14 protein-coding genes are annotated in these 20,653 nt (G+C 69.9%); all 14 read right to left on the bottom strand.

The annotated features are described in order from the left end of the window. Window positions 1–102 precede the first annotated feature (102 nt). The 14 genes from rpsG to EGX94_RS13880 all read right to left on the bottom strand — a co-directional run bounded on the left by rpsG (window position 103) and on the right by EGX94_RS13880 (window position 20,589). On the bottom strand, window positions 103–573 hold the full coding sequence (rpsG, locus tag EGX94_RS09700) for a 30S ribosomal protein S7 (protein WP_021797170.1): 471 nt from the start codon (window positions 571–573) through the stop codon (window positions 103–105). Continuing rightward, window positions 573–944: a 30S ribosomal protein S12 gene (gene rpsL / locus EGX94_RS09695; protein ID WP_021797164.1), complete on the bottom strand. Its 372-nt coding sequence runs from the start codon at window positions 942–944 to the stop codon at window positions 573–575. The genes rpsG and rpsL overlap by 1 nt, the downstream gene beginning before the upstream one ends. Before the next feature lie 365 nt (window positions 945–1,309). Continuing rightward, a complete protein-coding gene (locus EGX94_RS09690; RefSeq protein WP_051383766.1) occupies window positions 1,310–2,218 on the bottom strand; it encodes an FAD:protein FMN transferase in 909 nt (302 codons plus the stop codon). 73 nt (window positions 2,219–2,291) lie between these two features. Then, on the bottom strand, window positions 2,292–2,837 hold the full coding sequence (locus EGX94_RS09685; RefSeq protein WP_043120998.1) for an FMN-binding protein: 546 nt from the start codon (window positions 2,835–2,837) through the stop codon (window positions 2,292–2,294). A 2-nt stretch (window positions 2,838–2,839) separates the two neighbouring features. Next, complete coding sequence (locus EGX94_RS09680) at window positions 2,840–3,577, bottom strand: ABC transporter ATP-binding protein (protein ID WP_021797174.1); 738 nt, start codon at window positions 3,575–3,577, stop codon at window positions 2,840–2,842. A 9-nt stretch (window positions 3,578–3,586) separates the two neighbouring features. Further along, on the bottom strand, window positions 3,587–4,834 hold the full coding sequence (locus EGX94_RS09675) for an ABC transporter permease (protein ID WP_021797175.1): 1,248 nt from the start codon (window positions 4,832–4,834) through the stop codon (window positions 3,587–3,589). A gap of 4 nt (window positions 4,835–4,838) precedes the next feature. After that, complete coding sequence (locus EGX94_RS09670; protein WP_021797172.1) at window positions 4,839–6,131, bottom strand: ABC transporter permease; 1,293 nt, start codon at window positions 6,129–6,131, stop codon at window positions 4,839–4,841. Between the two features lie 21 nt (window positions 6,132–6,152). Beyond that, window positions 6,153–7,475 (bottom strand): DUF2318 domain-containing protein, encoded by a 1,323-nt coding sequence (locus tag EGX94_RS09665; RefSeq protein WP_021797171.1) that lies wholly within the window; start codon window positions 7,473–7,475, stop codon window positions 6,153–6,155. 84 nt (window positions 7,476–7,559) lie between these two features. Further along, window positions 7,560–8,189 carry an iron transporter gene (locus EGX94_RS09660; protein WP_021797165.1) on the bottom strand — a complete coding sequence of 210 codons (630 nt, stop codon included), beginning with the start codon at window positions 8,187–8,189 and terminating at the stop codon, window positions 7,560–7,562. Between the two features lie 32 nt (window positions 8,190–8,221). Then, window positions 8,222–9,856 carry an FTR1 family iron permease gene (locus tag EGX94_RS09655; RefSeq protein WP_021797166.1) on the bottom strand — a complete coding sequence of 545 codons (1,635 nt, stop codon included), beginning with the start codon at window positions 9,854–9,856 and terminating at the stop codon, window positions 8,222–8,224. 548 nt (window positions 9,857–10,404) lie between these two features. Further along, window positions 10,405–14,295: a DNA-directed RNA polymerase subunit beta' gene (locus EGX94_RS09650; RefSeq protein WP_021798855.1), complete on the bottom strand. Its 3,891-nt coding sequence runs from the start codon at window positions 14,293–14,295 to the stop codon at window positions 10,405–10,407. A 92-nt stretch (window positions 14,296–14,387) separates the two neighbouring features. Further along, the gene (gene rpoB, locus EGX94_RS09645; protein WP_021798851.1) at window positions 14,388–17,864 is read right to left on the bottom strand and encodes a DNA-directed RNA polymerase subunit beta; all 3,477 of its coding nucleotides are present in this window, start codon (window positions 17,862–17,864) and stop codon (window positions 14,388–14,390) included. A gap of 251 nt (window positions 17,865–18,115) precedes the next feature. Continuing rightward, window positions 18,116–18,724, bottom strand: a complete 609-nt coding sequence (locus EGX94_RS09640; RefSeq protein WP_021798856.1) for an ABC transporter ATP-binding protein — start codon at window positions 18,722–18,724, stop codon at window positions 18,116–18,118. Continuing rightward, a complete protein-coding gene (locus EGX94_RS13880) occupies window positions 18,718–20,589 on the bottom strand; it encodes an ABC transporter permease subunit (RefSeq protein ID WP_021798850.1) in 1,872 nt (623 codons plus the stop codon). The genes EGX94_RS09640 and EGX94_RS13880 overlap by 7 nt, the downstream gene beginning before the upstream one ends. Window positions 20,590–20,653: the final 64 nt, after the last annotated feature.

Here is a 20,653-nt window from a genome sequence, read left to right as displayed (position 1 = left end):
CCAGGGCCACTGGATCAAACCTCTGTTTCTTGGTCTTGAGTGAAGGATGTGCCCAGAGCAGGGCAGCGCCCCCGCCGCGGTGGACGGGGGCCTGGGCGGCGGTCACCAGCGGTAATGGGCGAAGGCCCGATTGGCCTCGGCCATGCGGTGGGTGTCCTCGCGCTTCTTGACGGAGGCGCCCAGACCGTTGCTGGCGTCCAGGATCTCGTTCATGAGGCGCTCGGCCATGGTCTTCTCGCGGCGGTCGCGGGCGAAACCCACGAGCCAGCGCATGGCCAGCGTGTTCGAGCGCGAGGGCTTGACCTCGACGGGCACCTGGTAGGTGGCGCCGCCGACCCGGCGGGAGCGGACCTCGACGGAGGGCCTGACGTTGTCGAGAGCCTTCTTGAGGGTCTGCACCGGATCGATGCCGGTCTTCTCGCGGGCGCCCTCGAGGGCGGTGTAGACGATGCGCTGGGCGGTGGTCTTCTTGCCGTCGAGCAGGATCTTGCTCACGAGCTGGGAGACCAGCGGGGAGCTGTACACGGGGTCGATGATGACGGGGCGCTTGGGCGCGGGTCCCTTGCGAGGCATTACTTCTCCTTCTTCGCGCCGTAGCGGCTGCGGGCCTGCTTGCGGCCCTTGACGCCCTGGGTGTCGAGGGCGCCGCGGATGATCTTGTACCGGACGCCAGGCAGGTCCTTCACGCGGCCGCCGCGCACGAGCACCATCGAGTGCTCCTGCAGGTTGTGGCCGATGCCGGGGATGTAGGCCGTGACCTCGATGCCGGAGCTGAGGCGGACGCGGGCGACCTTCCGCAGGGCCGAGTTCGGCTTCTTCGGGGTGGTCGTGTACACGCGCGTGCACACGCCGCGACGCTGGGGCGAGCCCTTGAGCGCCGGCGTCTTGGCCTTGTTGACCTTGTCGGTGCGGCCCTTGCGGACCAGCTGCTGAATGGTAGGCACCTGCTGGTATCTCTTTCGTTGTCGAGGGGGGATTCTCCTGATGGTGCAATTCCCCCAGCGGCCGGACCGCCGCACCCAGCAACCGGTGCGCGTTCGAAGGACGATGGGTCATTGCCGCACGCGCCCCGGACCCGCCGGGCCGCCTCGCAACGTCTAGGGGCCAGGCCGTGGGGCACGCGTGCTTCATCCGGGCAAACCGAACCAAGCCATCAGTGTACGTGGCGCAGCGCCAGTTGGCAAAAACATGCGGCGCATCCCGCCGGGTCGCGGCGGCGCTTCCGACCGCCGTCCCGTTCGCCACCGGCGAGGGCGCCTCGGCAGGAAACCCCGGAGCGGTTCCCCTGCGGGCGGGACGAAACGACGACTCACTGCTCGTCGACCGGCAGCCAGGCCAGTCCCGGGCTCGTCCGCACCGCCTGGTCGGTGACCGTCAGCTGCTCGACGCCGTCGAGCAGCCCGGCCAGCCGTCCGGCGGGACGCATCATGAGAGCGGTCGCCGCCACCTCGGCGCGCATGCCGTCGGCGCACACCGCGCTGGCCTGACGCACCCCGCCGGAGGCCGGACGGCCCGTCGCCGGGTCGATGACATGATGCACCGGCTGACCGTCGACGAGCTCGGGGAGCCGCTGCAGGTGGTCGCCGGAGGTCGCCAGGTCGGCGGTGCCGCGCAGCTCGACCGAGCCGATGATGCCGGCGCCGCCGGGATCCTCGATCCCGACCCGCCAGGGCCCCTGCGGCCGGTCGCCGGCGGCGGCCACCGACGAGGAGCCCACCGACACGAGGACGGCCTCGGCCCCGCGGTCGAGGCACAGCTCCCGCACGGCATCGGCGACGAAGCCCTTGGCGATGGCCCCCAGATCGAGCTGCGCGCCGTCGTGCAGGCGGTAGGCGCGCTCGTCGACCTTCTCGAGGAGCCCCGGCGCGCACCGGGCGCGGGCCTCGTCGACGAGCTCCGGCGCCGGCGGGGCCGGCCGTCGGCCGGCGGCGATGCCCGCCAACCAGGCCCGCACGTCCCACAGCCCGACGAGCGCCCCGATGCAGGGGGTGAAGGCCCCGTCGCTCAGCGGGGCCAGCTCACCGGCGGCGTCCAGCACCGCGGCCGTCGTCGCGTCCACCTCGACGACGGCGCCGTCCGCCCGGTTGAGCGCCGACACGTCGGAATCGGGCTGGAAGCAGGACAGCAGCGCCTCGTCGTGGATGAGCAGGCCGGCGGTCTCGGCGACGAGATCGCCCAGGCGCGGCATCACCACGGTCACCTCGACGACGGTCGCCATCGCCGGGAGCACGAAGCGCAGCGCCCCCGGGGTGGGGCGGATGCGCGCAACGGCGCCGCGCGGGGCCGCCCGCTCAGTAATCCTCGTCCTCCAAGCCGAGGCCGGGCATGGCGACGGTGTCGGCGCGACCGTCGTCGGCGACGCCCTGCGCCTGATAGACGGCGCGCAGCGAGGCCTGGAGGAACTGGCTGTGCGCCACGGTGGCGCCCGAGACCGTGTCGACGGCGGTCGGGTCCTGCACCTCGACGAGCTTGGCGGAGTACTGCTCGTACGAGGCGACAGCGGCCTGGGCGCGCCGGTAGTAGTCCTGGTTGGCTACCTGCCCGGAGCCGTCCTTGCCGTAGTTCTCGTCCTTGACGGTGCCGTCGGACTCGACCGTCTCGTAGGAGGCCTCGGTGATCCGCCCGCCCGCCACGGTGATCGTGACAGTGCCCACCGCGCCCTGCTCGTCGGCATTGGACTGGCCGGTGTAGGTGCCGTCGTTCATGAGGATGCTCATGTCGATGAGCTCGTCGTCGCTCTGACCGCCCGAGCAGGCGGTGAGCATCATCGCACCGACCGCGCCGAGACCGGCGAGGGCGGCGAAACGGCGGGCGAGGACCCTGCGCTGCTCGTCCACGGTCACTCCCCCCGCTCGTCGGTCACGGTGACGTTCGGCTGGGCGGGCTCGGCTCCCCCGTCGTACTCGTGGACCGTCCGGTCGACGATCCGGCCGTGGTCGAGGCGGACCTCCCGCTGGCCCTTCGAGGCGACCCAGGCGTCGTGGGTGACGACGATGAGCGTCGTCCCGTCGGCGTGCAACCGGCCGAAGATGTCGAGCACGATGCGCTCATTCGTCTCGTCCAGGTTGCCGGTGGGCTCGTCGGCGAGGACGATCTTCGGCGAGTTGATGAGGGCCCGGGCGACGCAGACGCGCTGCTGCTCGCCGCCGGACAGCTGCCGCGGGAGGTGGGTGGCGCGCTCGCCCAGACCCACCCGCTCGAGGTCGGCCATGGCCTCGGCCTCGTCCGGCATCGAGTGGTAGTACTGGGCGACCATGACGTTCTCGAGGGCCGTCAGATGCGGGATGAGGTGGAACTGTTGGAAGATGAGGCCGATCGTCTCGCGGCGCACCTGGGTGAGGTCGAAGTCGGAGAACTTCGAGATGTCGCGACCGTCGAGCATGACGGTGCCCTCGGTCGGCTGGTCCATGCAGCCGATGATGTTCATCATCGTCGTCTTGCCCGAACCGGACGGGCCGACGATCGAGACCCAATCGCCGCGGTCGACGGTGAGGTCGATGTGGTCGAGGGCGTGCAACTCGCCGTAGATCTTCGAGACGTCGGTGAGCCTCAGCAGCTCGGATGCGGTGTCACTCATGTGTTTCTCCTATTCCCCGCGCAGCACCGGGGCGGGATCGACGTCGACGGCGCGGCGCACCGGAATGAGGCTGGCCAGCGTGGACACGAGGATGGACGCCAGCACCGTGCCGATGAGGATGAGCACGTGGGCCTCGACGGTGCGGTGGAAGACGTTGAACGAGATCACCTGGGCCAGGCCGAAGCCGGCCGCCGCCCCGACGACGCCGCCGACGAGGCCGAGGACGACGCCCTCGCCGAGGAACTCCCCGATGATCGAGCGGTCATCGGCGCCGAGCGCCTTGCGCAGCCCGATCTCGTTGCGGCGCTCCGTGACGACGGCCATCATCGTCGTCGAGACGCCGATCATGATGAGGGCGAGGACGATGATCGAGATGATCACCATGAGCGAGCGCAGCATGCCGAGCACGTCCTCGTCGGACTGGGCCAGTCGCGCGACGGGATCGGCGCTCACCTGGGGGTGGTCCGCACCGATCCGGTCGGCCAGGGACTGCAGCTCGCCGCCCTCCGCGGTGACCGAGAACTCGGCGACCGTGCAGACCGGGGCGGCGCCGGTCAGCGTGGACATGTCGTCCGAGCCCAGGTAGACGAAGCGGTCCTCGTTGCCGCCGGTCTCGAGGATGCCCGAAACCGTCGCCTCGAGCTGCGCCCCCGTGGACGCCTGGGCCTGGCTCACGTCCTGGTTCGAGATCTCCTTACCGTCGGCGTTCGTCGCACCGGAGCCCGGTGTGCTGCTTCCGCTCGCGCCGGGGGTCGCGCTCTGCTCGCCGGCGACCAGCATCGACAGCGCGACCTTGTCACCCACCTGGGCGTCGAGGGCCTCGGCGACGTCCTGGCCGACGAGCACCTGGCCGGAACCGGCCGGCCATGAGCCGTCGACGTACCAGTACGGGTTGAGGCCGTGGACGGCGTCGAGGTCGGCGCCGGCGGCGACGTACGGCAGGTCGTTGACGAGGATCGCCTCGTAGTCGATGCCGACCGCCCCGACGAGCTCGCCGGAGGGGACCTCGGAGGCGACCTCGTCGACGACGGCGGGGTCGAAGCTGCCCGCACCGCCGGCCGGCGTGAGGAGCATGTTGGCGCCGGCCGAGCGCATCTCCCGGGCCATCTGGCGGGGCACGTCGACCGAGATCGTGGCCAGCGCCGACAGGGTGGTGGCGCCCACCGCGACGGCCAGCATCGCGACGATGACGCGCGAGCGCCGCCGCAGGATCGACGACATCACCATGCGGATGAACAGTCTGCGCTTGGGGTTCATCGACTCACCTCCCGTGGAGCACTTCGGCCGGACGCAGCGCGAGCAGGAAGCGGATCGCCGGGATCGAGCCGGCCAGCACGACGAGCAGGACGAGCGCCGCGACGATGCCCGCCACCGACGGCAGGATGGAGATGGACGAGCCGAACACGAGGTGTCCGATGAGCTGGGCCAGGGCCGCGCCGGCCCCGAAGCCGACGAGGCCGCCCACCAGCCCGACGATGAGGATCTCGGTGAGGATGAGCCGGACCACCGCCGCGTCGCGCGCTCCGAGCGCCTTCATGAGACCGATCTGGCCCGCCCGTTCCATGACGTCGGCGGTGACGAGGTTGGCGATGGCGAGCGCGGCGCCGGCCATCGACAGGACCGTGACGAGCACCATGAGCAACTGCGTCTTCTCGAGGATGGTGCCCTCCGACTCGGAGACCTGCCGCACCGCGCGGGCCGTCGAGCCGGGGATGACCTCCTCGATCTGGTAGGCGATCGAGGAGACGTAGGCCGTGCAGTACCAGGTCTCGCGCTCGGCGACCGACAGGCTGGCCGGGTTCTTCGCGGCCTTCCTCGCCAGGTCGTTGTCCGGAGTGGTGAGAGCCGAGACCTCGATCTCGCCGACCGCGCCGGGCCGGCCGATGAGCTGCTGGGTCGTGGCGATGCCGGTGAGGACCTGGTTGTCCTCGTCCTCGCCGGTCGTGACGACGCCCGAGACCGTCAACTGCACGGTGACGCCGCCGCGGGTGAGCGTGAGGGGGTCGCCCGCGCTGAGCCCGTGCTCCCGGGCGAAGGCGACGCCCACCACCGCCTGGGACGGATCGTCGGCGGACGGCCAGGAGCCGTCGATCGTCCACCAGCCGCGCATGTTCACGAGCCCGGTGTCGACCGACTCGCCGTCGGCCAGGTCGAGGTGCCTGGTGAACCACGTGCCGACGACGGTCACGTCATCGGCGGTGCCGCCGCCCGCGGCCACGTCGGCACTGGTGTCGAGCACCGGGGCGAAGTCGACGATGTTGTAGGTCCAGAAGATCGTCTTGATCCTCGGCACGTCCTCCTCGGCGAGATAGGACTGCTGGGACTCGTCCGCGTCCCCGACGTCGTAGACGTCCTGGACGACGGCGGCGTCGCGCGGCCGGACGACGATGTTCGCGCCGTAGGCCTTCAGCTCCTGGTTGATCTTGTCGCCCACGGAGAACATGACCGAGAGCATCGAGGTCGCGACGGAGGCGCCGAGCGCGACGGTCAGGATGATCATGAGGCGCCTGGAGCGCTGCCCGAGCAGCGCGCTGCGCAGCATGCGGAGAAACACTGTGATTCACCTCGTTCCGGCTCACGCGAAGATCTTCGCGTTGGCCTCCAGCACCGAGATCGGCACGGTGAGCGTGCCGTTGGCGACGGTGAAGTCGATCGGGATCGGATTGCAGCCGCCCTTGAAGCCGATGGTGGCGATGTTCATGGCGACGCCGCAGAGCTTGCAGATGACCTTGCCGTCCTCCTCGTAGTAGCCGGAGGCGCCGCAGATCTCGCAGGCGTCCAGGCCGACGCCGAAGGATGTCCCGGCCTTCTGGATGACGATGAAGCGCACCGCGGGGCCGGCCGAGGTGGGGTACTCGAAGCGGTGCAGGTGGGTGTCGCTGATCCGGTCGAGCCCGACCACGACGTTGTCGCCGACGACGTCGAAGGGCTCGGGGGCCGACAGCTCGACCTCACGGGTGGCGTAGTGCCTGCCGACCGTCATGGCCGTGGCGCTCGCGGCGAGGGTGGCGAGGACGAGGACGGAGCGGCGGCTCATCGAACGGACCCCGGCGGCCCGGAGGCGGTGCTGGGCGGCCACGTCCGCGTCGGTGCTGGTCCGGCGCGCGACGATGAGCGCGAAGACCGCTGCGACGGCCGTGACCGCCATGGCGGCGAAGGCGAAGAGGTTATCGTGGTTGACGAGCCAGGACATCCCCGCGGCGGTCCGGCGGGAGACACGGATGACGCGCAGCGAGTACAGCAGCCGGACGATGAGGAAGAGATGGCTCGCGGTGAGCACGACGCCGAAGACCGTGAGGAGGATCGGCGCGAGGAGCGGCCGGCGCGTGCACAGCATCGAGACGCTCGCACCGGCGAGGACGGCGATGCCGATGCCGATGACGAAGCCCAGGACGTTGAGGAAGGTGGTGCTCGAGAAGACCGTGGAACTGGACGGCACCCAGCTCCAGATCTGGAGGTAAACACTCTGGCTGGCGCGGAAGACGACGGCGAGGGCCCAGATGAAGCCCGCGAGAGCGACGACGACGCGCCAGGGCCCCGGGATCGGGTTGTCGACGCCGGCGCTGGCCAGGGAGTCGCCCCTGGCCCCGCGCAGGAGCCGGAGGGTCCGCCGACCGAGGATCCACACGAGGGCCAGGAGGACCACGAAGAGCGCGACGGTGGGCTCGAGGGTGGTCAGGGTGAGGTGCTGACGGTCGAAGCGGATGATCGAGAACTGGTGGACGACGATGAGGGCCAGGCCGATCGCCGCACCGGCCAGGGAGCCCCACACCACCGGGTGCGGGCCCGGGCGGGCCGGGTCCCCACCGGAGGCGAGGCGCACGCCGGGGGACAGGGCGCCGATCGTCAGGGCGACGAGGATGAGCGAGCCGAGCGAATCGACAAGCTGAGCGAGCACTGTCTGCCTCCTGGTCGGGTCGGGGTGGATGCGCGCAGTCGTTCGCCGGGCGTCGGTTCCCCGGCGCCCGGCGAGCGGTCCGGCTCACCACCAGACGGTCTCGGGATCCCAGTGCCAGTCGCTGAAGCTCGCGACGATCGGCTCGGTCCAGAAGCGGCCCTTGACGCCGGTCTCCTCGTCGGTGTGCAGCATCCAGCCGTTCTCCTCCGGGGAGTGGATGGTGATCTGCAGCGTGTAGTCGCCGGCGGCCAGCTCGGGCAGGTTGAGGCCGTAGTGCGGGCCGTCCGAGGCGTTCATCGTCATGAAGGTGCCGGACTGCACGCTCTTGCCGGACTGGTCGAGGATGGAGTACTCGACGGTGAGACCGGGCACGAAGTCGCCGGCGCCGTAGCCGAGGTCGTTGTCCTCGGCGGCCGTGATGTCGGCCTCGAGGTGCATGGCGGCGGCGGAGGCGTCGACACCGGTGGACGGGGTCATCTGGACGGGCTGGAAGTAGACGGCGGAGACCTTGATCGGGCCCGAGAAGACCTCGTCGCCGATGGGCATCTCCTGGAAGCCGGCGTCGCTGCTGTCGTCGGTGGCGGAGGCCGAGGAGCTGGAGTCGGCGGACGAGCCGGAGCCGGAGGAGCTCGAGCCGGAGGAGCAGGCGGTCATGAAGCCGGCCAGCGCCAAGGCGGCGAGGAGGCTCCCCGCCTTCTTGAGGGACATGGACATGATGTGTCTCCTGTGTTGAGGGATCGGTGGGGTTATTCGGTTGTCTCGATCGCCGCCTGCTCGTTCCGGCCTTCGGATGCGGCGCGACGACGCCTGGCGCGCCGGACCCCGATGACGTCGAGAGCAACGATGATGATGAGAACCACGGCCTGGGCGGTCAGATTCTCGACCCTGGGGTAGATGCCCACCAGGTCGAATGTGGGGAGCCCGCTGATGGAGGTGGTGGGCAGCATCCCGGCCTCCTGGAGCTCCTTGATGCCGGAACCGGTGAAGACGACCGCCATGGCGGCCAGGAAGATCGACATCACGAGGAAGAACGGGCGCAGGGGGATGCGCACGCTGAAGAAGCGGATGAGGATGTAGACGACGATCAGGCTCGCGCCGCCGACGGCCAGGCCGAGCCACACGAGGTGGGTCTCGTCGCCGGCCATTGCGAGGATGGGCTGGTAGAAGAGGATCGTCTCGGCGCCCTCGCGCAGCACTGCGAGGAAGGCCATGAAGGCCAGCGAGATGAGCGTGCCGCGCGTGATGGTCTCGGCGGTCTGCCCCTCCAGGGCGCCCTGCCAGGAGTTGTCGCCGCCCTTGCTGCTCATCCAGTTCGACGCCCAGATGAGCATGGCGACGGCGAAGAGGGCCGTTACGCCCTCGAGCAGCTCTTGGTTGGCACCCGCCGCGGCCGTGACGAAGTGGAACAGCAGGGCCAGGGCGACCGAGAGCGCCACCGCGAGCCCGACGCCGGCCCACACGACGCGGGACTGGCGCTTCATGCCGGCCTTGACCATGAAGGCGATGACCGCGACGACGACGAGGATGGCCTCGAGGCCCTCACGCAGGATGACGAGGAAGGCGGAGATGAACAGCGTGAAGCCGCCCGATCCCCCGCTGCTCGTGCCGGTGCTCGGGTCGTAGTCGTCGAGGGTGTTGGCGTCCTGGATGAGCATGACCTCCAGATCGGCGATGCGCTCGGCCGCCGAGTCGTTGTTCCGGTCGGTCATGTCCTTCTTGATGTTGGCGAACTGCAGCTCGATGGTCGACACGCGGGCCCCGGAGACCCGGCTCATCGTGACCTTCTCGAAGCCCGTGGTCTCGTAGTTGCCGTAGTAGGCTTGGTTGACGAGGTCCTTGCCCTGCTCCGGGTCGCCGCCGGCCGAGGCGTCCCGGCCTTGGTCGAGCAGGCCGATCATCGTCGTGGCGACCTGGCCCCACTTGCCGGGGCTGATCGCCAAGTCGGCGACGTTCTGCGAGGAGCCGTCGAGGGTCTGGGCGGCGTTCTTGAGGAGCTTCTTGAGCTCGTCGATCTTGCCGTCGACCTTGTCCGCGTTGCTGTCCTTGATCGCCTGGACGAGCAGCGCGAAGTCCATGTCGGCGTCCTTGACGTCGGCGCCGGACTTGGCGCCGAGGGCCTCCTCGAAACCCGAGCCGACGTAGGTGCTGTAGCGGGCCTCCTTGACCCGGCTCCTCGCCCCCTCGGCGTCGCCGTCGTGGAAGGCGGTGCCGGCGCCGTCGAGCTGGTCGCTGATCTTCTGGGCCACCGCGGCCCACTGCCCTGCCGAGGCCGAGGGATCGGCGACGGCTCCCGCCGGCCGGTGGACCGGCAGCAGTATCAGCAGGAGCAGCAGCACGCCGCCGAGAACGAACGGACGGCGCAGGACGACGGGTTCGGCCATCACTGCCGACTGTGCGGAACGCACTGGCGAACACCCCATTCCCGGGAGGAACCCGATTCGGTCACAGGTTCTTGACAGAACCTTCGGGAGATCAGCTTAGGCTAAACATTTGAGAATTGACCCGTCACTCCCTGCATTATCGCGTCGTTGCTCGTCACAGCGGGGTCGAAGGGTCTCATCTCCGTGTGACATCTTGTCCCGAACCCATCCGGTTGTCCCGAACTCATCCGGTTCTCCCGAACCCGTCCGGGACCCGGAGTTCCGTTTTCCTCCGGTACCGGTCGGCCCCGCCGGGACGGTCACGGCCGATTCGATTCCGACAGCCCGTCCCAGTCCACGGGCCGGCCCCGCCGGGCGGTCGCGGCGCGTCGCCTCGGCCCGCCCGTCGCCCGGCCGGCGCCTCCGATGGGCGGGGCCGGTCGCTCGGGGCGTCCGCTCGGGGTGGCCGTCGGAGGGCGCCCCGCGCGGGCAGCCGGCCGCCCCGGCCCCCGGACGCGCCGAGGGCGCCCGCGCATGCGGGCGCCCTCGGCGGGAATCGGAGCGGGGCCTCAGCGCAGATCGCCGAAGTCCAGGTCGTCGAGCGGGACGGCGGCGCCGGAACTGGAGCCGAAGTCGTAGTCGAACGGGTCGTAGCTCACCTGGAAGGAGTTCGCCCTCGCCTCGGCCGTGGGCTCCACCCGGATGTTGCGGTAGCGCTCCAGGCCGGTGCCGGTCGGGATGAGCTTGCCGAGGATGACGTTCTCCTTCAGGCCGACCAGGTGGTCCGACTTGCCCTGGATGGACGCGTCGGTGAGCACCTTGGTGGTCTCCTGGAAGGAGGCCGCGCTCAACCAGGAGTCGGTCGCCAACGAGGCCTTCGTGATGCCCATGAGCACCGGACGGCCCTCGGCAGGGCGCCCGCCCTCCTCCACGGCCTTGCGGTTGGCCGCCTCGTAGGTCTGCCGGTCCACGAGCTCGCCCGGCATCATCGGGGTGTCGCCGGACTCGATGACGGTCACCCGGCGCAGCATCTGGCGGATGACGATCTCGATGTGCTTGTCGTGGATCGGCGAGCCCTGGGAGGCGTACACCTTCTGGACCTCCTCGACCAAGTGCTCCTGCACCCGGCGGACGCCGCGCACGCGCAGCACGTCCTGGGGATCGATGGTGCCGCCGGTGAGCTGCTCCCCCACGCTGACGTGGACGCCGTCGGCGATCTGGTGGCGCACGCGGTTCGAGTCCTCGAACTCGAGCCGGGCGCGGCGCGGGAGGAGATACTCGACATCGGCACCGCCGTCGTCGCGGACGATCGTCAGCCTGCGGCCCCGGTCGGTCTCCTCGATCCGCACGCGCCCGTCGGCCTCGGCGATCGGCGCCTTGCCCTTCGGGGTGCGGGCCTCGAAGAGCTCGACGACGCGCGGCAGGCCCTGCGTGATGTCGTCGCCCGCCACACCGCCGGTGTGGAAGGTGCGCATCGTCAGCTGGGTGCCGGGCTCGCCGATGGACTGGGCGGCCTGGATGCCGACCGCCTCGCCGACCTCGACGAGGCGGTTGGTGGCCAGCGAGGTGCCGTAGCACATCGCGCAGGCGCCGGTGTGGGCCTCGCACGTGAGGACCGAGCGGACCTTGACGGTGGTGACGCCGGCAGCGATCGCGGCGGCGACGTTGGCGGCCCTGAACAGGGTCCCGGCCGGGACGACGACCTCGCCGGACCCGCCCACGACGTCGACGGCCGCGGTGCGCCCGTGGACGGAGGTGTCGAGCATCCGCGCGGGGACGAGCGCGCCGTCCTGCCCGGTCCGCGCGATGACCTTGGTCAGACCGCGCTCGGTGCCGCAGTCCTCCTCGCGGATGACGACGTCCTGGGAGACGTCGACGAGCCGACGGGTCAGGTATCCCGAGTCGGCGGTGCGCAGGGCCGTGTCGGCCTGGCCCTTGCGGCCGCCGTGCGTCGAGATGAAGTACTCCAGGACAGTGAGGCCCTCGCGGAAGTTCGACTTGATGGGCCGCTCGATGATGTCGCCCTTCGGGTTGGCCACGAGGCCGCGCATGGCGGCGATCTGACGCATCTGCGTCATGTTGCCGCGGGCGCCCGAGTTCACCATCATGTAGATCGGGTTCGTCTTGGTGAAGTTCTTCTCCATCGCGCTGGTCAGCTCGGCCGTCGCGTCGTTCCAGATCTGGACGAGCTCGCCCCGGCGCTCCTCCTCGGTCACGGCGCCGCGCTCGTAGAGCTTGTCGATCTTGGCGGCCTTGGCCTCGTAGGTGGCCATGATCTCGGGCTTGTTCGGCGGCGTCTGCACGTCGCCGATCGAGACGGTGACGCCCGAGCGGGTGCCCCACTCGAAGCCGAGGTCCTTGAGGTTGTCGAGGGTCTCGACGACGACGGGGCGCGGGTAGCGCACGGCGAGGTCGTTGATGAGGGCCGAGAGCTGCTTCTTGCCCACGTGGTAGTCGACGAACGGGTAGTCGTCGGGCAGCGCGTGGTTGAAGATCACGGCGCCGAGGGTCGTGTCGAGGATGATCGAGCCGTCGGCGCGCATCCGCTCGGCCTGGGCCGCCGGCGGGACGATCCCGGTGAGCTTGATCCGGCACTTGGCACGCAGGTCCAGCTGGCCCAGGTCGCGGGCCATGATGGCCTCGGCCTCGGAGCTGAAGGCGCGCCCGGAGCCCGGCAGGCCGTCGAGGTCCTGGGTCAGGTAGTACATGCCGATGATCATCTCGTGGCTGGGCAGGGCGATCGGTTTGCCGTCGGCCGGCTTGAGGATGTTGTTCGAGCTCAGCATGAGGATGCGGGCCTCGGCCTGCGCCTCGGCGCTCAGCGGCAGATGGACGGCCATCTGGTCGCCGTCGAAGTCGGCGTTGAAGGCCGCGCAGACGAGCGGGTGCAGCTGGATGGCCTTGCCCTCGATCAGCTGGGGCTCGAACGCCTGGATGCCGAGGCGGTGCAGCGTCGGCGCGCGGTTGAGCAGCACCGGGTGCTCCTTGATGACCTCGTCGAGGACGTCGAAGACCTGCGGGCGCTGGCGCTCGACCATGCGCTTGGCGCTCTTGATGTTGGGCGCGTAGTTGAGATCGTCCAGGCGCTTCATGACGAAGGGCTTGAACAGCTCCAGGGCCATCTGCTTGGGCAAACCGCACTGGTGCATCTTGAGCTGCGGGCCGACGACGATGACGCTGCGGCCCGAGTAGTCGACGCGCTTGCCGAGCAGGTTCTGACGGAAGCGGCCCTGCTTGCCCTTGAGCATGTCGGACAGCGACTTGAGCGGGCGGTTGCCGGGCCCGGTGACCGGACGGCCGCGGCGGCCGTTGTCGAACAGGGAGTCGACGGCCTCCTGGAGCATGCGCTTCTCGTTGTTCACGATGATCTCGGGCGCGCCGAGGTCGAGCAGCCGACCCAACCGGTTGTTGCGGTTGATGACGCGGCGGTAGAGGTCGTTGAGGTCGCTCGTGGCGAAGCGCCCGCCGTCGAGCTGCACCATCGGGCGCAGGTCGGGGGGGATGACCGGGACGGCGTCGAGCACCATGCCCATCGGGGAGTTGCCGTTCTCGAGGAAGGCGCTGACCACCTTGAGGCGCTTGAGGGCGCGGGTCTTGCGCTGGCCCTTGCCGGTGCGGATGATCTCGCGCAGCTTCTCGGACTCCGCGGCCAGGTCGAAGGTCTCCAGGCGGCGCTTGACGGCCTCAGCGCCCATGAAGCCCTCGAAGTACTTCCCGAAGCGGTTCTTCATCTCGCGGTAGAGCACCTCGTCGCCCTCGAGGTCCTGGACCTTGAGGCCCTTGAAGCGCTCCCACACGGCGTCGAGGCGGTCGAGCTCGCGGCCGGCGCGGGCACGGATGGTCTTGAGCTCCTTCTCGGCGGAGTCCTTGACCTTCTTGCGGACGTCGGCCCTGGCGTCCTCGGCCTCGAGGGCCGCGAGGTCCTCCTCGAGCTTGGCCATGCGCGCGTCGACGTCCGCGTCGCGACGCTTGGCGAGCTGCTCGCGCTCGGCGGCGACCTTGGCCTCCAGGGAGGGCAGGTCGCGGCGGCGGGCCTCCTCGTCGACGCTCGTGACCATGTACGCGGCGAAGTAGATGACCTTCTCGAGGTCCTTCGGCGCGACGTCGAGCAGATAGCCCAGCCGCGAGGGGACGCCCTTGAAGTACCAGATGTGGGTGACGGGGGCGCGCAGCTCGATGTGGCCCATGCGCTCACGGCGCACGTTGGAGCGGGTCACCTCCACGCCGCAGCGCTCGCAGACGATGCCCTTGAAGCGCACGCGCTTGTACTTGCCGCAGTAGCACTCCCAGTCGCGGGTGGGACCGAAGATCTTCTCGCAGAACAGGCCGTCGCGCTCGGGCTTGAGCGTGCGGTAGTTGATCGTCTCGGGCTTCTTCACCTCGCCGTGCGACCATTCGCGGATCTGGTCGGCCGTGGCCAGCCCGATCTGGAGCGTGTCGTAGGTGTTGACGTCCAGCACGTTGGTTCTCTTTCCCCTGCCTCCGGGCAGGCGGTCGAAACTGTGATCCAGTGGTCGTGGGACGGGCCGGGGCCCGACGCCGGGAGGGGCCGTCAGGCCTCGGACTCCAGCTTGTACGAATCGGCGCCGGGGCGGCGGGAGAGGTCGATGCCCAGATCGTCGGCGGAGCGGAAGTCGTCGTCGGAATCGCGCAGGTCGATGACCTGACCGTCGACGCCGAGGACCTCGACGTTCAGGCACAGCGACTGCATCTCCTTGACGAGGACCTTGAAACCCTCGGGGATGCCCGGCTCGGGGATGTTCTCGCCCTTGACGATGGCCTCGTAGACCTTGACCCGGCCGGCCACGTCATCGGACTTGATGGTGAGCATCTCCTGGAGCGCCCAAGCGGCGCCGTAGGCCTCGAGGGCCCACACCTCCATCTCGCCGAAGCGCTGGCCGCCGAACTGGGCCTTGCCGCCCAGGGGCTGCTGGGTGATCATCGAGTACGGGCCGGTGGAGCGCGCGTGGATCTTGTCGTCGACGAGGTGGTGCAGCTTCAGCATGTACATGTAGCCGACGCCGACCTTCTCGGGGAACGGCTCGCCGGAGCGCCCGTCGAAGAGAGTGGTCTTGCCGTCGGTGTCGACGACCCTGTCACCGTCGCGGTTGGGCAGGCCGTTGGCCAGCAGGCCGGAGATCTCCTCCTCGTTGGCGCCGTCGAAGACGGGGGTGGCCAGGTGGGCGTCGCCGCCGACGTGCTCGAGGCCGACCTCGCGCAGGCGCCGGGCCCAGGGCTCGTCGCAGGAGCCGATGTCCCAGCCCGAGTGGGCGATCCAGCCGAGGTGCATCTCGAGCACCTGGCCGAGGTTCATCCGCGAGGGCACGCCGAGCGGATTGAGGATGATGTCGACCGGGGTGCCGTCGGTCATGAACGGCATGTCCTCGACCGGCAGGATCTTGGAGATGACGCCCTTGTTGCCGTGGCGGCCGGCGAGCTTGTCGCCGACCTGCACCTTGCGCTTCTGGGCGACGTAGACGCGGACCATCTGGTTGACGCCGGGCGGCAGCTCGTCGGACTCCTCGCGGTCGAAGATGCGCACGCCGATGACGGTGCCCTCCTCGCCGTGCGGGACCTTCATCGAGGTGTCGCGGACCTCGCGGGCCTTCTCGCCGAAGATGGCGCGCAGCAACCGCTCCTCGGGGGTCAGCTCGGTCTCGCCCTTGGGCGTGACCTTGCCGACGAGGATGTCGCCGGTGCGGACCTCGGCGCCGATGCGGATGATGCCGCGCTCGTCGAGGTTGGCGATCATGTCGTCGGACACGTTCGGGATGTCGCGGGTGATCTCCTCGGGCCCGAGCTTGGTGTCGCGGGCGTCGACCTCGTGCTCCTCGATGTGGATCGAGGTGAGGATGTCCTCGGAGACGATGCGCTGGGACAGGATGATGGCGTCCTCGTAGTTCAGGCCGTTCCAGGGCATGAACGCGGCGAGCAGGTTGCGACCCAGGGCGAGCTCGCCCCGGTCGGTGCAGGGGCCGTCCGCCAGGGGCGTGCCCTTCTCCACGTGCTGGCCGGGGACCACGATGGGGCGCTGGTTGACGCAGGTGCCGGCGTTCGAGCGCTGGAACTTCTCGAGCTTGAACGTCTGGTAGGTGCCGTCGTCGCAGGCGATGTCGATGAGATCGGCGGTGACGGAGGTCACGGCGCCGGGCTTGGAGGCGCAGGTGACCTCGCCGACGTCGACGGCCGTGCGGTACTCCATGCCGGTGCCGACGAGGGGGGCCTCGTTGCGGACGAGCGGGACGGCCTGGCGCTGCATGTTGGCGCCCATGAGGGCCCGCGAGGAGTCGTCGTGCTCGAGGAAGGGGATGAGGGCCGAGCCCACCGAGACCATCTGGCGAGGCGAGACGTCCATGTAGTCGGCGTCGTCGCACGGGAGGAGGTCGACCTCGCCGTGGTGCTTGCGCACGAGGACGCGGTCCTCGACGAAGTGGCCGTTCTCGTCGATCCTGGCGTTGGCCTGGGCGATGATGTGCCGGTCCTCCTCGTCGGCGGTGAGGTAGTCCACGTCGTCGGTGACGGTGCCGTCGACGACCTTCCGGTAGGGCGTCTCGATGAAGCCGAAGGCGTTGACGCGGGCGAAGGAGGCGAGCGAGCCGATGAGGCCGATGTTCGGGCCCTCGGGGGTCTCGATCGGGCACATGCGGCCGTAGTGGCTCGGGTGGACGTCGCGGACCTCCATGCCGGCGCGGTCGCGGGACAGGCCGCCGGGGCCCAGGGCGGACAGGCGGCGCTTGTGCGTCATCTCGGCCAGCGGGTTGTTCTGGTCCATGAACTGGGAGAGCTGGCTGGTGCCGAAGAACTCCTTGAGCGCGGCGGTGACCGGGCGCACGTTGATGAGGGTCTGCGGCGTGATGGCCTCGATGTCCTGGGTGGTCATGCGGTCGCGCACGACACGCTCCATGCGGCCCAGGCCGGTGCGCAGCTGGTTCTGGATCAGCTCGCCCACGGTGCGCAGGCGGCGGTTGCCGAAGTGGTCGATGTCGTCGGCCTCGACGGGCAGCCCGCCGTCGAGCTCGGTCCGCCCCTCGTGGAGGGCGCAGATGTAGTGGATCGCGGCCCTGATGTCGTCGATCGTGAGGACCTGCTGGTCGAACGGCAGGTTCAGGCCGAGCTTCTTGTTGATCTTGTAGCGGCCGACCTTGGCGGTGTCGTAGCGCTTCGGGTTGAAGTAGAAGTTCTCCAGCAGCGTCTGCGCCGCGTCGCGGCTCGGCGGCTCGCCCGGGCGCAGCTTGCGGTAGATGTCCAGGAGCGCCTCGCCCTGGGTCGTGACGTGGTCCTTGTCCATCGTCATGCGGATGGACTCGTACTGCCCGAACTCCTCGAGGATCTGCTCCTCGGTCCAGCCGAGCGCCTTGAGCAGGACGGTGACGTTCTGCTTGCGCTTGCGGTCGAGGCGCACGCCGACGGTGTCGCGCTTATCGATCTCGAGCTCCAGCCAAGCGCCGCGCGAGGGGATCACCTTGCAGGTGAAGACGTCCTTGTCGCTCGTCTTGTCGGGGGTCTGCTCGAAGTAGACACCCGGGGAGCGCACCAGCTGGGAGACGACGACGCGCTCGGTGCCGGTGATGATGAAGGTGCCCTTGTCGGTCATGAGCGGGAAGTCGCCGATGAACACGGTCTGGCTCTTGATCTCGCCCGTGTCGTTGTTCATGAACTCGGCGGTGACGAACAGCGGCGCCGCGTAGGTGGCGTCGCGGTCCTTGCACTCGTCGATGGTGTACTTGGGCTCCTCGAAGCGATGGTCGCGGAAGCTCAGCGACATCGTCTGGGAGAAGTCCTCGATCGGGGAGATCTCCTCGAAGATCTCCTCGAGCCCGGACCTGGTGTTGACGTCGGTGCGGCCCTGCGCCAGGGCCTCGTCCACCTCGCGCTGCCACACGTCGTTGCCGACGAGCCAGTTGAACGATTTCACCTGCAGGTCGAGCAGGTTGGGGACTTCCAGGGGCTCGTGGATCTTCGCGAAGGAGATCCGTCCACTGCTGGAGACGACATCGGTGTTCTTCAACGCGTTGCGCGAGGCGGCCAAGGTGTGGTCCTTCCAAGAACTCGCAAGGGTTCTTCGCATGCAAAACGGCCCGCGGCGAGACGGGTCGTCCTTATGGCGATAAGCAACCACTAACTATAGACCCTCGCCGCCAGAAGGGCAAGCTCGCGCCGGGACCCCCCGCGGGGCACTCGTCCGGGGCCGACGCGTCGCGCGAGGCCGCGGAGCAGGACCACGCCGTTGATGATACGCACGCGCCGGCGCCTCCCGGGACGGCGCGCCGGCGCGCGCCGTCAGGGTCGGGACTCGTCGGGGTCGAGGTGGTTGATCCGCTCCAGGCGGACGATGTCGTCGCACGGCCGCCCGGCCAGCGCCGGGTTGTGCGTGATGACGAGCAGCCCGATCCCCCGCTCGCGGATGAGCCCGACGAGGCGCGACCGGATGAGGGCCTGGGTGATCGGGTCCAGCATCGTCGTCATCTCGTCGGCGACGAGATGACGCAGCTGCGGGTGCAGGGCGCGGGCGATGCAGAAGCGCTGGAGCTCTCCCCCGCTCAGCCCGCCGGGGAGGCGGCCGAGCGCCCGGCGGGTCCGCTCGTCGACGGGCCAGCACTCGGTGAGGACGCGCTCCATCCGCCAGCGGGGGTCGACCGCGAGTTCGGGGCTCTGGTTGAGGTACTGCACCCGGCAGGGGCGGTGCGCCCCGAGCGGGCCGCCGTCGAGCGTCACGGCGCCGCTGTCCGGGCGCTCCCAGCCGGCGAGGATGCGGGCGAGGGTGCTCTTGCCGTGGCCGGACGGGGCGAGGAGGCCGAGCACCCGGCCGGGGGCCAGCTCGAGGCTGACGTCGCGCAGGATCGGCGTCCCCCCGCGGTAGGCGAAGCGGATGTTCTCAGCCCTCAGCACGATCGACCCCCTCGTCCTCGGTCGGGCGGGCCCCGACGGCCGGTGACAGGTCGGCGTCGTCGAAGTCGTTCTGCGGCAGGGCCCGCCACAGCCCGGCGGCGTACCGGCCGTGGTCGTGGTGGTCGGGGTCCATGAACTCGGCGGCCGGCATCTCGGCGATCCCCCGCCCGCCGTTGAGGATGAGCACCCGGTCGGCCACGGCGCTGATGAGGTCGGCGTCGTGGCTGATGATGGGGAGGCAGCGCCCCTCGTCGGCCATCGCGCGGAAGTCGACGAGCATCCGCTCGGCGAGGTCCACGGACAGTCCGGGCGTGGGCTCGTCGGCGATGAATCAGCCTGGCGGGGCTGAGCATGGCGGTGGCGAGCAGCACGCGCCGGGCCATGCCGCCGGAGAGCTGGAAGGGGAACTTGTCGAGGTCGCCGGCCCGCATGCCGAAGCGCTCGGCGGTCCCGGCGAGCTCGTCGGGGTCGGGCCGGGCGCCGGTGAACAGCTGCCGGCGGACCCGCATGAGCGGATCGAGGTGGCCGATCGACTGCGGGATGAGCGCGAACCCGGTGCCCCGCAGCGTCCTCGTGCGCTCGGGCGTGAGCGGCCGCCCGTCGTAGGTCATCGTCCCGACGGTCCGGGCGTTGCACGGCAGCAGGCCCACGATGAGGAGCGACTTGCCCGAGCCGGAGGCGCCGACGATGCCGAGGACCCGCCCCTCCTCCGGCGCGCAGTCGAGGCCGTCGACGGCCCAGCCGACGGCGCGCCGGAGGAGGGAGCGGTACATCATGAAGCCGACCCGCAGGCCGTCGATCTCGAGGAGGGGCATCACGAGCTCCTGGTTCTGCGCCGAGGCCGGGCTGACGAGGGCCTGCAGGGAGTCGCCGCAGCGGTCGATGACCAGGACGATGGCCAGCAGCGCCAGGCCGGGCAGGACGCCGAGCCACCAGGCGCCCGTGGACAGATAGCGCACCGACTCCGACAGGATGACGCCGACGGCCGGCAGCTGGCCGGGGATGCCGAAGCCGAGGAAGGTCAGGCCGGACTCGTGCAGGATCGCGTGCGGGAACATGAGCACCGTGCTCACCAGGACCTGCGGCACGATGTGGGGCGGGAAGTGCGCCCGGGCGATGAACCATCGGCCGCGCCCCATCTGACGCGAGGCGATGACGTACGGGCTGGCCCGCAGGTGGATCGTCTCGGCGCGCACGATGCGGGCGAGGGAGACCCGGTGGGTCGCCGCGACGCCGATCATGACGCCGGGGATGCCGCGCCCGACGAGGATCGAGAGGAAGATCATGAGGACGAGGTGGGGCATGCCCTGCATGAGGTCGATGAGCCACAGGACGATCCTGTCGGCCCAGCCGCCGCAGACGGCGGCGCCGCCCCCAGCAGCAGGACGATGAGAGTGGAGACCAGCGAGGCGAACGGCCGATGCGGATCGAGATCGACAGGCCCTTGAGCGTGCGCATGAGCATGTCGCGGCCCATCCAGTCGGTGCCGAACGGGCTGGCGGCCGAGGGGGGCCGGTCGGCCAGGTCGAAAGGGTCAGGGCGGGCAGGATCATGTGGTGGATCCGCTCCCCCAGGCCCGAGTCGGCCATCGTCACGCCGGCGCCCGTGGACAGGCCGATCGGGAACCAGCCGAGCCGGACGGCGAACAGCAGGAGCATGAGCAGGCCGAACCAGAAGGTCGGCAGCGCAGCGAAGACGTAGCAGACCGCGCTGATCAGCCGGTCGGGCCAGCGGTCGCGGTTCTTGCCCGCGATGACGCCGAGCGCCCCGCCGAACAGGCCCGAGACGACCCAGGCCGTGGTGAGCAGCATGAGCGAGTCGGACAGGCCCTCGGCGATCACCTCGGCGACCGGGCGCTGCGGCATGAGCGAGGTGCCCAGGTCTCCGTGCAGGGCGTTGCCCCACCACAGGACGAACTTGCTCGACGGC

Source organism: Propionibacterium acidifaciens (assembly GCF_003798325.1).
GTDB lineage: Bacteria > Actinomycetota > Actinomycetes > Propionibacteriales > Propionibacteriaceae > Propionibacterium > Propionibacterium acidifaciens.
Note: the sequence above shows the minus strand (reverse complement) of the source record. Positions and strands in the feature narration are given on the sequence as shown.

Excerpts from the sequence above, each read along its gene's own strand:
- rpsG (WP_021797170.1), bottom strand. The coding sequence starts at position 573 with ATGCCTCGCAAGGGACCCGCGCCCAAGCGCCCCGTCATCATCGACCCC.
- EGX94_RS09690 (WP_051383766.1), bottom strand. The coding sequence starts at position 2,218 with ATGGCGACCGTCGTCGAGGTGACCGTGGTGATGCCGCGCCTGGGCGAT.
- EGX94_RS09680 (WP_021797174.1), bottom strand. The coding sequence starts at position 3,577 with ATGAGTGACACCGCATCCGAGCTGCTGAGGCTCACCGACGTCTCGAAG.
- EGX94_RS09675 (WP_021797175.1), bottom strand. The coding sequence starts at position 4,834 with ATGAACCCCAAGCGCAGACTGTTCATCCGCATGGTGATGTCGTCGATC.
- EGX94_RS09660 (WP_021797165.1), bottom strand. The coding sequence starts at position 8,189 with ATGTCCATGTCCCTCAAGAAGGCGGGGAGCCTCCTCGCCGCCTTGGCG.
- EGX94_RS09655 (WP_021797166.1), bottom strand. The coding sequence starts at position 9,856 with ATGGCCGAACCCGTCGTCCTGCGCCGTCCGTTCGTTCTCGGCGGCGTG.
- EGX94_RS13880 (WP_021798850.1), bottom strand. The coding sequence starts at position 20,589 with ATGCCGCAGCGCCCGGTCGCCGAGGTGATCGCCGAGGGCCTGTCCGAC.